The organism is Pseudomonas sp. AL 58, from assembly GCF_036348395.1.
GTDB lineage: Bacteria > Pseudomonadota > Gammaproteobacteria > Pseudomonadales > Pseudomonadaceae > Aquipseudomonas > Aquipseudomonas defluvii.
In genome coordinates, this window is record NZ_JAZBQR010000036.1 from 1 (window position 1) to 12654 (window position 12654).

At 59.3% G+C, this 12654-nt stretch carries 19 protein-coding genes and 2 pseudogenes; all 21 read left to right on the forward strand.

Going from position 1 to position 12654, the window contains the following annotated elements:
• Window positions 1-187: pseudogene (locus UIA24_RS22395) on the forward strand (tyrosine-type recombinase/integrase); the annotation flags it as partial.
• Window positions 184-387 carry a hypothetical protein gene (locus UIA24_RS22400; RefSeq protein ID WP_330523965.1) on the forward strand — a complete coding sequence of 68 codons (204 nt, stop codon included), beginning with the start codon at window positions 184-186 and terminating at the stop codon, window positions 385-387. The pseudogene UIA24_RS22395 and the gene UIA24_RS22400, both read left to right, overlap by 4 nt.
• Window positions 384-701, forward strand: a pseudogene (locus tag UIA24_RS22405) (hypothetical protein). Before UIA24_RS22400 ends, UIA24_RS22405 begins: the two are co-directional and overlap by 4 nt.
• Window positions 702-711: 10 nt before the next feature.
• Window positions 712-1398 (forward strand): hypothetical protein, encoded by a 687-nt coding sequence (locus tag UIA24_RS22410; protein WP_330523966.1) that lies wholly within the window; start codon window positions 712-714, stop codon window positions 1396-1398.
• 153 nt (window positions 1399-1551) lie between these two features.
• Window positions 1552-1764, forward strand: a complete 213-nt coding sequence (locus UIA24_RS22415; RefSeq protein ID WP_330523967.1) for a hypothetical protein — start codon at window positions 1552-1554, stop codon at window positions 1762-1764.
• A gap of 61 nt (window positions 1765-1825) precedes the next feature.
• Window positions 1826-2200, forward strand: coding sequence for a putative holin (locus UIA24_RS22420; protein WP_012053503.1), 375 nt, complete (start codon window positions 1826-1828; stop codon window positions 2198-2200).
• Entirely contained in the window at window positions 2201-2482 is a 282-nt protein-coding gene (locus UIA24_RS22425; protein WP_330523968.1) for a phage holin family protein, read from the forward strand.
• 3 nt (window positions 2483-2485) lie between these two features.
• Window positions 2486-2809 carry an HNH endonuclease gene (locus UIA24_RS22430; protein ID WP_330523969.1) on the forward strand — a complete coding sequence of 108 codons (324 nt, stop codon included), beginning with the start codon at window positions 2486-2488 and terminating at the stop codon, window positions 2807-2809.
• A gap of 136 nt (window positions 2810-2945) precedes the next feature.
• Window positions 2946-3413, forward strand: a complete 468-nt coding sequence (locus UIA24_RS22435; RefSeq protein WP_099774397.1) for a phage terminase small subunit P27 family — start codon at window positions 2946-2948, stop codon at window positions 3411-3413.
• Window positions 3373-5181, forward strand: a complete 1809-nt coding sequence (locus UIA24_RS22440; RefSeq protein WP_330523970.1) for a terminase large subunit — start codon at window positions 3373-3375, stop codon at window positions 5179-5181. The genes UIA24_RS22435 and UIA24_RS22440 overlap by 41 nt, the downstream gene beginning before the upstream one ends.
• The gene (locus UIA24_RS22445; RefSeq protein ID WP_330523971.1) at window positions 5178-5366 is read left to right on the forward strand and encodes a hypothetical protein; all 189 of its coding nucleotides are present in this window, start codon (window positions 5178-5180) and stop codon (window positions 5364-5366) included. The genes UIA24_RS22440 and UIA24_RS22445 overlap by 4 nt, the downstream gene beginning before the upstream one ends.
• Before the next feature lie 2 nt (window positions 5367-5368).
• A complete protein-coding gene (locus UIA24_RS22450; RefSeq protein ID WP_330523972.1) occupies window positions 5369-6640 on the forward strand; it encodes a phage portal protein in 1272 nt (423 codons plus the stop codon).
• Window positions 6637-7611: a S49 family peptidase gene (locus UIA24_RS22455; RefSeq protein WP_330523973.1), complete on the forward strand. Its 975-nt coding sequence runs from the start codon at window positions 6637-6639 to the stop codon at window positions 7609-7611. The genes UIA24_RS22450 and UIA24_RS22455 overlap by 4 nt, the downstream gene beginning before the upstream one ends.
• Window positions 7612-7672: 61 nt before the next feature.
• Window positions 7673-8986 carry a phage major capsid protein gene (locus UIA24_RS22460; RefSeq protein ID WP_102053539.1) on the forward strand — a complete coding sequence of 438 codons (1314 nt, stop codon included), beginning with the start codon at window positions 7673-7675 and terminating at the stop codon, window positions 8984-8986.
• Window positions 8987-9040: 54 nt separating this feature from the next.
• The gene (locus tag UIA24_RS22465; RefSeq protein WP_330523974.1) at window positions 9041-9298 is read left to right on the forward strand and encodes a hypothetical protein; all 258 of its coding nucleotides are present in this window, start codon (window positions 9041-9043) and stop codon (window positions 9296-9298) included.
• A gap of 2 nt (window positions 9299-9300) precedes the next feature.
• Window positions 9301-9852, forward strand: a complete 552-nt coding sequence (locus UIA24_RS22470; protein WP_330523975.1) for a hypothetical protein — start codon at window positions 9301-9303, stop codon at window positions 9850-9852.
• Between the two features lie 2 nt (window positions 9853-9854).
• Window positions 9855-10238, forward strand: a complete 384-nt coding sequence (locus tag UIA24_RS22475; RefSeq protein ID WP_330523976.1) for a phage head closure protein — start codon at window positions 9855-9857, stop codon at window positions 10236-10238.
• The gene (locus tag UIA24_RS22480; RefSeq protein ID WP_330523977.1) at window positions 10216-10740 is read left to right on the forward strand and encodes a hypothetical protein; all 525 of its coding nucleotides are present in this window, start codon (window positions 10216-10218) and stop codon (window positions 10738-10740) included. The genes UIA24_RS22475 and UIA24_RS22480 overlap by 23 nt, the downstream gene beginning before the upstream one ends.
• A gap of 57 nt (window positions 10741-10797) precedes the next feature.
• Window positions 10798-11397, forward strand: a complete 600-nt coding sequence (locus tag UIA24_RS22485) for a phage tail terminator protein (protein ID WP_330523978.1) — start codon at window positions 10798-10800, stop codon at window positions 11395-11397.
• Complete coding sequence (locus UIA24_RS22490) at window positions 11394-11567, forward strand: DUF2635 domain-containing protein (protein WP_083199776.1); 174 nt, start codon at window positions 11394-11396, stop codon at window positions 11565-11567. Before UIA24_RS22485 ends, UIA24_RS22490 begins: the two co-directional genes overlap by 4 nt.
• Window positions 11564-12654 (forward strand): phage tail sheath subtilisin-like domain-containing protein (locus UIA24_RS22495; protein ID WP_330523979.1); only part of this gene is annotated, 1091 nt, incomplete at its 3' end. The genes UIA24_RS22490 and UIA24_RS22495, both read left to right, overlap by 4 nt.

The window sequence follows — 12654 nt, forward strand, 5'->3', positions numbered from 1 at the left end:
CACGGTCGAGGAGCGTAAGCGCATTGCCCTGGAGCAGTGGCACGCCCATTTAGACGGCAAGGGTTTGATCCTCATTCGCGGGTTGAAGGAGGGTAGAAACGAAGATTCGCGCAATGCGCTGGAGGCCGCGCAGAACAAGGGCTGCGGCACCATCAACAAAACAACCATAGGCGAGGATTCGAAATGATGATTTTGCTCGATCCGGGTAGCGGCCTGGCGGTGAATCCGCAGGACATCAGCACCATTCGCATCGACCAGGTGCAGAGCTGCGAAGGCGTCGTCCTGTTGCTTCAGATTCAGATGCGCACTGGCGAGCAGTTGACCGTCAGCGGGCACCGAGATCGCCCAGTGTCTCTGCTCCATAAGCGGCTGCTGGAGGCGAAGTGAATAAGACTCACGGACCCGCCTTCAAGAAGGCCGTGATCGAGCTGGATCGGTGCCCAGCATGCCGGGGGATGGCAGTTATCAAAGGGGTGTTTCACTAGATGGCCTGCGTGCAGTGCAACGCCTCTGGCTGGGTGGTGGCGGCGACTGGTGAGGCGCTGCCGGTTGATGAGTTGGTAACCCAGTTGAGCCTCCGTCTACAGGCCGCGCAGCGACAGATCGAACAGTTGAACAAGCCAGCGCTCATGGGGCCGGCTGCGCAGTACCAACAGAACAACCGCCGCGGTGCCGGCGGAACGAATTACACCGGGGATTGAGGGGAAGGACATGATCTATAGCAGCGTATCGGGGGCGGTAGTTGCGGCATTGGCAGCAGGCGAGAAGGGAGCTGCAAAAGGGCAGGCGTGGCAGAAGCTGTACAAGGCAGCCGAAGAGGAGGGCGGCTGCCTGGCCTCGCTGAGCAGTCCTTCACATGGCCTGGATCGTACCCAGGTGGATTACTGGCTGTCGGCGCGCCTGCATCACCTGCTGATCCCGCGACACTGGGATGCCCTGGTGGCGAAGTACAGCACTAGCAAGGTGAAGAAGGTTCAGGCGATCACAGCGGTGAGGCCGCTCATTGCCAGCCCGGCACCGCAACTGTTCGTCTACAAAGCGGTGACGGCCTGGGCGATCCCGAAACTGAAGGGCGCACGACGTAAGGCGCCGCGCTCGGTCTCGGTCGAGGTACCGCTTGACGCTTCACCATGGCGCCGGGAGGCGACGGTAAATGCCGCAGTCGCTGCAGGCCGGGCAGAGAAGCGCCGGATCGAGGCGCTGGAAGAGGATGTGATCATTCTGGCTGACAGCTTCTACGACATGAACACCTGGGATCTGGATGCCACGCCTGAGCCGACACGGCGCCGTTGGAGAGCGCAAATTAACGAGAAGCTCGACGGCATGGTGGATGACGCCTTGACTGAGGTGTGGGTGATTCTGGAGGCCGAAGGCCTGCTGATGAAAGGCGCTGCATGATTGCTTGTTGACATCAGTGAGCGACTGAGCGAAATTATCCCCATCCTGTCATTCCTGCGCGTGTTGAGGAGTGCCCCCGAAAGCCCGACCACAGTGTCGGGCTTTGTCGTTTTAGGTGATATGCTTTGGCCATCACAGACTGTGGAGGTGGCCATGAAAGATTTTCTAGGCGGTGGCGTTGGCGGGTTCGTAGACAATCTCATCGAAGTCGGTCCGGTAAAAATTGATAATCCAATTGTCGAGCTGGCAGTAGGAGCAGCTGCAGTCGTTGGCCTTTTGTACGCGGGTCACAAAATTTTGAACGATGATAAAGCCGCAGAAAATGTGGCTACGGCGTTCGGCACCAACGCAAAGAAAGACAGTTAAACCACAGGTGGTAAACCCAAAGCCCTGGCAATTGCCGGGGTTTTTTTATGGAGCAGTGCTTATGGCCGAGCCAAGTACCGGCGCCCTCGCAGTGACCGGCGTACTTGCCAGCGTCGGCCTGGGTGCTGCATTCCCTCAGCTGGACCTCGCCGCACTGGTCGGCGCGTTCGGTGGGGCTTTCTTCTACGTGGTGTTCGCCAAGGACATCAGCACCTGGCGCCGTGTCGGCTATCTGCTGGCAGGCTGGATCGGTGGCTACTTCGGTGCAGCTGAGCTGATGGGGCGTGCTTGGACCCAGACCGCCGGTTTCAGCGCCTTCGTCTGCGGCGTGCTCTGCGTGGTCACGTTCTCCGGCTTGCTGGAATGGATGGAGACCGGACGCATGCCAAGCTGGCTGCAATGGGTCTTCCGCCTGCGAGCCAGGAAGGAGGGTTGAATGGTTGTCGTTATTCAGGCTGTGTTGTGTGCGATCATCTTCGTGATGATCGGCCTGCGCTACCGACCTTACCCGGACGCCCGCTACAAGCTGGGTGTGTCACTGATGGCCTGGGCTGCGTGCGCTGTTACCGGCATGCAGTTCATCAGCCTCGTGGGTCGCATGGTGATGCATAACGACTTCGCCGATGCCTCTTGGTTCAATACTGCGTTCTACCTGCTTGCCGCAATCTTGGTGTGCCGGGCAAAGGGGAACATGGCCAAGATCCTGAGGGTGGACTGATAAATGAGTAATCCACTCGGTCAAGACAAGCCGCGCAAGCCCTATGGCTATCGCTGGCAGCTGGCCCGCGAAGGATGGCTGCGCAAGAACCCGTTGTGCGTTAGGTGCGAGAAGTCAGGGCTCGTCGTGTCGGCCACCGTTGTAGACCACGTCACCCCGCACCGCGGTGACATGACCTTGTTCTGGGATCGGGCCAACTGGCAGTCGCTATGTACCAACTGTCACAGCTCCTACAAGCAACGCCTAGAGAAGTCAGGGCGTGAGGCTGGGTGCGATGTCAGCGGCAGGCCACTGGATCCTCGGCACCACTGGAATCGGCCCTCCTGAAAGCCTCCTGGCGCTGCGGGGCCCCATGATCCAGGGTAGGGGGCGTGAAAATGTTTTTCCTGAAACCTTTCCTGACCGTTCGCCCTCCTTCGTGCGCAAAGCCGCGAAATGAAATGATTTTTTTTGGGATCAAAAAATGGCTGGGAGAAGACCGACCCCGACAGAGCTGAAGCTGGTCAGGGGAAATCCCGGCAAGCGCCCGATCAACAAGAAAGAGCCACTGCCAGCCAAGCGCATCCCCAGCACTCCGGCGCATCTCACTGATGAAGGTCAAGTGGCCTGGGGGCGACTCACCGTCCTGCTCGATCGCATGGGTGTGCTCACTGAAGCAGACGGCTTTGCGCTTGAGCGACTGTGTGATTGTTACTCCGAGATTCTCGCTTTGCGCGAACTTGTCGACGCCAATGGGCGAACCTACGAGACCACCAGCACACAGGGCGAGCTGGTGATTAAAGCGAACCCTGCTGTTGCCATGCTCGCTGACGCCGACCGACGCTTTAAAAGTTACCTGGTCGAATTCGGCCTCACCCCAGCCGCCCGATCTAAAGTCCAGATAAAAGCCGATGACGACCAAGAAGACCAGTTCGCGGAGTTCTTCGGTTGAGGATCCTGCTACCCAGTATGCGCGTGAAGTGCATTCCGGTGAGCGAGTCGCCGGGCCGGACATACGAAACGCATGCGCCCGTCATCTGAAGGACTTACAGGAAGGGCATAAGCGCGGGTTGGTTTGGGATCTGGAGGAGGCCAACAAGGCCATTCGGTTTTACCGCACGGTCCTGAAACTGAACGGCGGTGAGTTCGAAGGTCTGCCATTTGAGCTGTTGCCTTGGCAGAAATTTATCGTCGGCAGCATTTTTGGTTGGAAGACCAATGATGGTTACCGGCGCTTTCGCGTGGTTTACGTCGAGAGTGGGAAGGGCTCAGGAAAGTCACCGTTAGCCGCCGGAGTGGGGCTGAAAGGCTTGGTCGCAGACAATGAGGCACGGGCCGAAATCTACGCGGCGGCGACGAAAAAAGACCAGGCGATGATCCTGTTTCGAGATGCCGTTGCCATGGTGCAGCAGTCGCCGGAGCTGACGAAGCGCCTGGCCTGCAGTGGCACCGGTCAGAACATCTGGAACCTGGCTTACCTGAAGGCTGGATCGTTTTTCCGCCCGATCAGCTCCGACGATGGTCAGTCCGGCCCCAGGCCGCACATGGCGCTGATTGACGAGGTGCATGAGCACAAGACCAACCTTGTTGTGGAGATGATGCGAGCCGGCACCAAGAGCCGTAAACAGGCACTGATTTTCATGATCACCAACAGCGGCTCGAACAAGCGCGGGCCCTGCTGGGAGTATCACGAGTACGGGGCCAGGGTAGCTTCCGGCGCGCTGATCGACGACGGCTTTTTCGCCTACATCTGCTCGCTGGATGAGGGTGATGATCCGATCAAGGATGAAAGCTGCTGGTTCAAGTCGAACCCGTCACTGCAGGACGCCGATCTACCAGGCATGAAGTACTTGCGTGAACAGGTGACGGAGGCGCGAGGGATGCCGAGCAAAGAGGCGATGGTTAGGCGGCTGAACTTCTGCGAGTGGACGGGCGCCGAATCGCCCTGGATCTCATGGGATGTTTGGAGCCAGGCCGAAGAGCGCGTACCGATGTCGGTCCTGCGAAATCGCCCGTGTGTAGGTGGACTGGACCTGTCCAGCACCACTGACCTTACATCCTTTGTGTTGCTGTTCTATCCGACCTATGAGGATCCGCACTGGCGGCTGCTTCCGTATTTTTGGATTCCCGATTTCGAGCTGGATAAACGTGAAGCGAGGGACAAGGTGCCTTATGCGGCCTGGATCAAGTCGCGGGATCTTGAAACAACGCCGGGTCGAGCCATCAGCAAGCTGCATGTACTTCGCAGGATGCAGACCATTTGTGACTACTTTCAGGTGGACAAGATTGCTTTTGACCGGTGGCGTATTGAAGACATGCGTCAATTGATGACTGAGTACGATATCTCGCTGCCGCCGCTGGTTGAATTCGGGCAGGGCTTCAAGGATATGGGGCCAGCGGTAGACGAATTTGAGCGCCGCTTGCTTGGGATGGCCGAACTCAGGCCTGAAGGTGGCGATTCATCAGATGAACTCTTTGATGATGCACCCCCAGTCGAAACGGTGGAGTCCTTGCGTCATGACGGTAACCCAGTCATGACCTGGTGTGCGGGTAACGCAGTGATCGTTTCTGACCCGGCAAACAACCGCAAAGCAGACAAGGCCAAGGCTACCGGGCGAATCGACGGGATTATCGCGGCCATTATGGCGACTGGTATCAGCGGGGCAGTCTCAAGCGGTAGCAGTGGCACATCCATCTATGACGAAGGGGTCGGGGTTTGAACATCATCGCAATTTCAGCGTGGCTGGCTGGTCTGGTCGGCTTCGGCCTACTGGTCGGCGGAGTCGCCCTGATTCATGTACCCACTGCTTTTATCATTGCGGGGCTTGGCCTGATTGGTTGGGCCTGGTTGGCTGACAAGGCTGCCGCCCGCGCTCAATTCAAACGCAATCCCGAAGGGGGCTGAGCATGTTCTTCAGCAATCTGCTTGGTGCCAATGAGGGTGTAGTTTCCGACGGGAGTAGCGGCTTCTGGCGCGGCCTGATTGGCTCTGGCCGGTCGGCAGCAGGGGTGACTGTCACGCCGGACACCGCCTTGGCAATCACGGTTCTCCAGAATTGCGTCACGCTGTTGGCAGAGAGCATTGGTCAGTTGCCGCTTGAGATGTACCGCCGGCTCGGGGATGGCAAGCGTGAAGTCGCTTCAGGTCACCCGCTTTACGATGTGCTGCGCTACCAACCCAACCCGTGGCAGACACCCTATGAGTACCGGGAAGCAGGGCAGCTGGCATTGGGTTTGAGAGGCAATTGCTACAGCTACATTGAGCGGGGTGATGACGGCGCAGTGAAAGCGCTTTATCCACTTCACAACGATAAGGTGCTGGTCCTCAAGGGCGGAGATCTTCGGCCTGTGTATCGCATTGGCGGACATGAGCCGTTGCCTATGCGCTTGATACACCATGTGCGTTGGCACACGAAAAACCATTACACGGGCCTGTCGCCCATTGAGTTGCATGCAGATGCGGTCGGCTTGGCCCAGGCGGTTAGGCAGTACGTGGGCAAATCATTCGCCAACGGTACCGCCGTCAGCGGTGTAATTGAGCGACCGCGGGAGGCGCCGCCGATTAAGGAGCAGGTCAGCATCGACCGCATCCTCGATCAGTGGGGGGCCAAGTTCTCAGGCATCGACAACGCCAAGAAGGTCGCGATGCTGCAGGAGGGTATGACCTTCAAGCCAGTATCGATGAATAACGTTGATGCCGAGCTACTGGGCATCCTCAAGGCTACCGGCCTCGATCTGGCGCGGATCTACAAGATCCCCCCTCACATGGTTAACGACCTGGAAAAGGCCAGCTACAACAGCCTTGAGCAACTGCTGATTCAGTACGTGATCTTTGCCTTGATGCCATGGGTCAAGCGGCATGAGCAGGCGATGATGCGCGACTTTTTACTGCCGGCCGAGCGGCGGGAGTACTTCATTGAGTTCAACCTTTCCGGCTTGCTGCGAGGCGACCAGAAGAGTCGCTACGACGCATATGCGATCGGTCGCCAATGGGGATGGCTGTCGATCAATGACATTCGCCGCCTGGAAAACATGCCGCCGGTGGCCAACGGTGATAGCTACCTGCAGCCGCTGAACATGACTGATGTGGCGCATGGCCTACCCAACATGAATAACCCCGACGTCCGCGCTCAGCTCGAGCAGCAGCGCGACGACATCTTGAGGATGCTTGCCGCATGAAACGACATCTGCGCGCTGCCAGTCTGCTGTTCAATCAGCCGCTGTTGACCACCCCCGATATGCTGGATATGACTGTGCGCTGGGCCAACCAGACGATGAGCCTGAATATCGTCAATTTGAACATGGGAGGAGCGGCAGCCGATCCCAAGCTGTTTTATGACGATGAGGATTACCAGGCGCAGCAGGACCGCCGCGAAGAGCAGCGCCGTGCTGCGATCGCCCAAACGGGTGTTGAGGTGATTCCGGTGCACGGGGTGCTAGTGAGTCGCGGCAGCCATCTGAATGCTTGCGAAACGATGACCAGCTACGAGGGGTTACGTGCAGCGCTGAATCAAGCGGTGGCCGACCCCATGGTCGAACACATTGTGCTCGACATTGACAGCCCAGGCGGCAGCGCAGTCGGCGCCTTTGAGCTGGCAGCGGACATTCGCGCAGCAACCAAGATCAAGCCCATCACCGGCTTGGTCAACTTCATGGCGTACTCTGGTGGCTACCTGATTGCGGCCGCATGTACAGACGTAGTGGTCAGTCTTACCTCTGGCGTGGGGTCCATTGGCGTGATTGCCAGCCACATGGATCGATCCAAGATGATCGAGGGTATGGGCGTCAAGGTCACCACGGTGTTTGCAGGGGCGCACAAGAATGACCTGAGCCCAAACGAGCCGATCACTGATCAGTCACTTCAGGTGCTCAATGAGATTGTGCAGGAGAGTTACCAGCTCTTCACAACCCATGTTGCCGAATACCGTAATCGTGACGTGGCCGACATCATTGCCACCGAGGCCGGATGTTATCGCGGCGCGACTGCCATTGCTGTTGGCCTCGCAGATCGCCTGGAGTCACCGCAGCTCGCGGTAGATAACTTGTCTCAAGCAGTCGCCATCAGTCGCGCGCAACGGCAGGGCGGCATTCAAGCACGACAGAGAATCAGTGTGCAGGCCTCAGCCTTCGCCATTCAGTCTCAACTCTGACCGCGTTCGCGGCAGTGATCTCAACCGCCTATTGGCGGTTTTTTTATGCCCAGGAGGCAGTATGTCCCTCGTAACTCAATTGCGTAGCGAACGCGCCACTATCAATGGCCAGATTCAGGCGCTGGCCCAACTTGAAGCTGCGGGCACCTCGCTCAGTGCAGAGCAGTTGGCCCAGTTCGAGCAGCTCAGCGTTCAGTTCAACAGCCTGACCGACAAACTTTCTCGAGCTGAAGCCGCCGAGCGAATGGCCGCGACCAACGCGGTTCCTGTCGATGAGAGTGCTCAAGGCCTGAATGGTCCGCCCGGCAACATCAGTGGCCCATTTACGGCCAAGCCTGTGCCAGGTGCCAACATGGCGCAGATGGTTCGCGTGCTCGCTGCTGCGCGCGGCGATCAGCATGCCGCCGCCAAGATGGCGAAGGATTCAGGCTACAGCCCTGAAATCGCCATGGCTCTGAGCACCGTTACTCCGGGTGCTGGCGGGGTTCTGGTGCCGCAAAGCTTCTCCAGCGAAGTAATCGAACTGTTGCGACCGAAGTCGGTGGTGCGCAAGCTCGGCGCCGTCTCCCTGCCGCTGCAGAACGGGAACCTTACAGTGCCGCGAATTAAAGGCGGCGCAGTCGTCGGCTATATCGGTACCGAGGAGGATATGCCTGCTACCGATATGCAGTTCGACGATCTGAAACTGTCGTCGAAAAAACTGGCGGCCCTGGTCCCGATCAGCAACGACCTGCTGGCGTACTCGGGCACCAACCCGAGCGTTGATCGTCTTGTGGTGAACGATCTGACTGCCTCTGTAGCGACTGCAGAAGACCTGTCCTTCCTGCGTGGCGCAGGCACCGGCAACCTGCCCAAAGGGCTGCGTTTCTGGGCGCCGGCTTTCAACGTGTTCGCGGCACCGGCAGCAGTGACGCTTGAGGCTGTCGAGTTTGCCTTGTCTGCCTTGATCCTGCGCCTGGAGAATGCCAACTCCAATATGACTGCTCCCGGCTTTGCCATGGCGCCGCGTACCAAGCGCTGGCTCTCGGCGCTGCGTGATGGCAATGGCAACAAGGCCTATCCAGAGCTGGACCAGAACATGCTGAAGGGCTTCCCAGTAGGCTCCTCTACCCAGATCCCGATCAACCTGGGGGCCGATGGCGATGCCTCGGAAATCCATTTCGCAGACTTCGCGGACTGCTTCATTGGTGAAGACGACGCGATGGTCATCGACTTCAGCAAGGAGGCTACCTACAAGGACGGCAGCGGCAACGTCATCAGCGCCTTCCAGCGTGATCAGACGTTGGTGCGCGTGATTGCCAAGCATGACTTCGGCCCACGGCACGTTGAGTCGGTGGCAGTGATGACCGACGTCAAATGGGGCAGCACCCTCTAACACACCCGGCCCGGAGCTCCGGGCCTTCCATGACTCAGTTTAGGGGAGCATCCCATGTCCAAAGTTATCGTTACCTTTGAAAAAAACTGGCGCGGTTATGCTGCCGGAGAAACTGCAGGCTTTGATTCCAGCGTTGCAGATAGCTTGATTGAGGCAGGCTACGCCATTGAGGCTGACAAGAAGGCTTCAAAAAAGGGCAAGACTGGTGCGAATAGCAATGCACCCAGTGGGGCACAGAGTAGTGCCGGAGCAGATGAGTCCGGTACCGGTAGCAAGCCAGGTGCGGAATCGGATGCTGATGGGAAGCCCTGATCATGGCGCGCCGTATCGCCTACTCGGGGCCGCCTGTGCTGACGTTAGAGCAGGTTGCGTATCAATGTCGGGCTGAGCCGGAAGATCTGCAATCAGAGTTGATCGAGCAGATCATCATTCCCGGTGTTACCGCGCAATGCGAGTCGAAAACTGGCGCCGCGATTCGGGCTGCCCTGTACGAAGAGGACTGGCCTGAGCACTACGCCTCGGGGCACTCGCTGGATGTTGGGCAGGTAACACAGGTTGAATCAGTTCACCTGCTGGACGACGGTGAAAGCCCTGAGCTGTTTTCCGGTGCGGTTGAGGTTCGTTCCAGTGGGCGGGAAAGCTATCTGCATTTCCCTGGTGGCCGGCCATCAGGTGCTCTGCGTATTCGATACCGTGCGGGCGTGAACATTGAGGCCTACCCCGGAGTGTTGAGTTGGTTGCTGATGGCGGCGGAAACGGTATTCACCCACCGGGGGCTTTTGGTCATCGGGCAAACGCTGGCCGAAGTCCCGGCGAGTTTCGTCGACCACCTGCTGGCGGATATCACCGTGCCGCCGAGGTTCTAGCCATGGCGATCAGAGAGCCTTCCTCGGGCGAGCTTCGCGCTCGCATGGCTGTTCGAGTTCGTGTTGACAAGCCAGCAGGCGCCGGCCTGGCGCCTGAGTTCACCCACGTTTGCAACCGCTGGGTAAAGGTTGAGCCGCTGGGAACGGCGACCTATGCCAATGCTCAGCAAACCGGCAACAAGATCACTCACCGCCTTTACTGCCGTCACATTTCGGGCTTGGACTCGGCGCATGAACTTGTTTGGCATGATCGGGTGTTTCGCGTCCGCCGGCCAACCGATCTGGCTGGGCGCATGGTGTGGTCGGTGATCGAAGTTGAGGAGCTGGGGCCAGATGGTCCGCCTGCCAGCGAAGGGGGAAGCGATGAGCAATTCGGTTTCCGTTGACGGCTACCTGCATATCGAAGGCTTTGAAAAGTTCGACTTTGAAGCCTTCAACAAGCGCAAGGTTCGGGCAGGTATGCGCAAGGTTGGTGCCTTGGTCACTGGCCGCGCGCAGATGAACCTGGCGCTTGGCGGTGGGCAGGCGGGCTACCCGGAGAGTCGAACCGGCGCGACGGTCGATTCGATCAGCTACAAGGTGTCGCGTTCTGGCTTTCTGGTGCGTATTGCACCGACCAAGACCGAAAGCATGGAAGAGTTCTATCCCGCGTATCTGCACTATGGGGTGCGGCTTGGGTCCAGGCCTCGGGCGCTTGCCCCGGGTAAGGGGCGTGGCAAGAGTAATCGCCGTGCCAGTGGCCAGCGGCAGGCGTTGGTGGCTGCCCGGAAAGGAAACGGGTGGCGCATCACGCCGCGAGACAACTATATGACCGATGCCTTGGCGGATACCAAGGCGGACGTCCAGCGCATCTTGCGGCAGACCTTTGCCGACGCGCTGTTGAACTGACGCCCCAGGCGCCGCCCAAGCCCCGTAATGGGGCTTTTTTGTGCCCGAGAGGAAAGCATGCGAATCACCCCAGTGATCGAGCAACTGAAACAGCGCTGCCCGTCTTTTAAGGGCCGGGTGGCGGGTGGCCTGGATTGGGATCCGGTCAAGGGCAGTGCGCTGATGGAGCTGCCTGCAGCGTATGTGATCCCCACCGGTGACGGGGCCGATGAGCCGGAGCAGCAGAACGTCATTGTTCAGCAGGTCAGGGACGCCATTGATGTGTGCGTCGTACTGAAGAACTACGACGAGCGCGGGCAGCAGGTTGCCGACCAGTTGCATTTGGTTCGGGCCAGTCTCTGGCGTGCTCTGGTTGGGTTTGAGCCTGATGTGGATTACGGGCAACTGCTGTATGACGGCGGGTCTTTGCTGCTTATCGACCGTGATCGGGTGGTTTACCGGTTCCGGTTCTTCGCTGACTTCCAGCTGGGCAACTTCACCATTGGGTCTGGTACCAGCCCGGAAACGTGGCAGGCATGCACGCTGCTGGGCCTTCCTGCGCTGGAAGGGGTCGACACGTCGTTCGACTTTATCGACCCCGTGGTCGACCGCAATGTCGCCCCCGAGGGGCCTGACGGGCGTATCGAAATCAAAACCCGAGAGGACTTATCTCAATGACTCAGATTTACCTGAAGCCGGTAGCGGGGCGTGACAACCCGATGCCGGAGAAGGGCGGCGAACTGCTGCCCGAAGAGGGCGCCTATGTGCCCCGTAATGCGTACTGGGTGCGCCGCCTGAATGCGGGTGACGTGGTAGAAGCCAAGCCCAAGAAAGAGGCCAAGGTATGAGCGTCGGTTTCAGCAACATTCCGTCTGATATTCGTGTCCCGCTGTTCTACGCCGAGGTTGATAACTCGATGGCGAACAGCGGCGCCGGTGCAGGACTTCGCCGCCTGATCATTGGCCAGGTCAACGACAACGCCGATGCCGCCGAAATCGGTAGCTTGGTGCTGGTGTCGCGCACCTCTGAAGCCATTGCCATCGGCGGCGCCGGCTCGATGCTGGCCGCAATGCACCAAAAGCACCGCGCTATCGACATTGCCGGTGAGGTCTGGTGCCTGCCGTTGAAGGTCGACACCGGAGTGGCAGCGACCTGCAGCGTTACCGTAACGGGCAACGTGACAGCGGCGGGCTTGATCAACCTGTACGTGGCTGGCCAGCGTGTGCGCTCTGCCGTGGTTGCCTCGGCGTCGGCTGAGGCAGTGGCCACAAGCTTGGCGGCCAGCATCAACGCCGCCACTGACCTGCCTGTTACCGCTATGGCTGCAGGCGCTGTCGTGACGCTGACGGCAAAGTTCAAGGGTGACCTCGGCAACGACATTCAAGTCGAGCTGAATCGCCTGGGTCGCGTCAATGGCGAGGTGACACCGGCAGGCCTGGTGCTGGCAGTCACTGCCATGACTGGCGGTGCTGGTTCGCCTGACATGGCCATGGCGCTGGCAGCACTGGGCGATGAAGAGTTTGAGTTCATCACCCAGCCCTGGACCGACAGCGCTACGCTCGATGACTGGAAAGAAGTCATGGATGACAGCGCCGGTCGCTGGTCGTGGGCCAAGCAACTCTATGGCCATGTGTACAGCGCCAAGCGCGGCACGCTCGGCCAGTTGGTAGCGGCTGGGCGCTTGCGCAATGACCCGCACATGACGATTCACGGCTTTGAACCTGGCGTGCCCCAGCCCGTCTGGGAGGTCGCGGCGCAGTGGGGGGCACGCACGGCGGTGTTCATCAGCGCGGATCCGGCTCGGCCCACTCAGACCGGTGTTTTGGGGGCTATTGCTCCCGCTGCTGCGAGCGACCGTTTCATGCTGTCCGAGGCGGATTCCCTGCTGAAAAGCGGCATCGCTACGGCATCGAGCAGTGGCGGCGAGTACCGCAT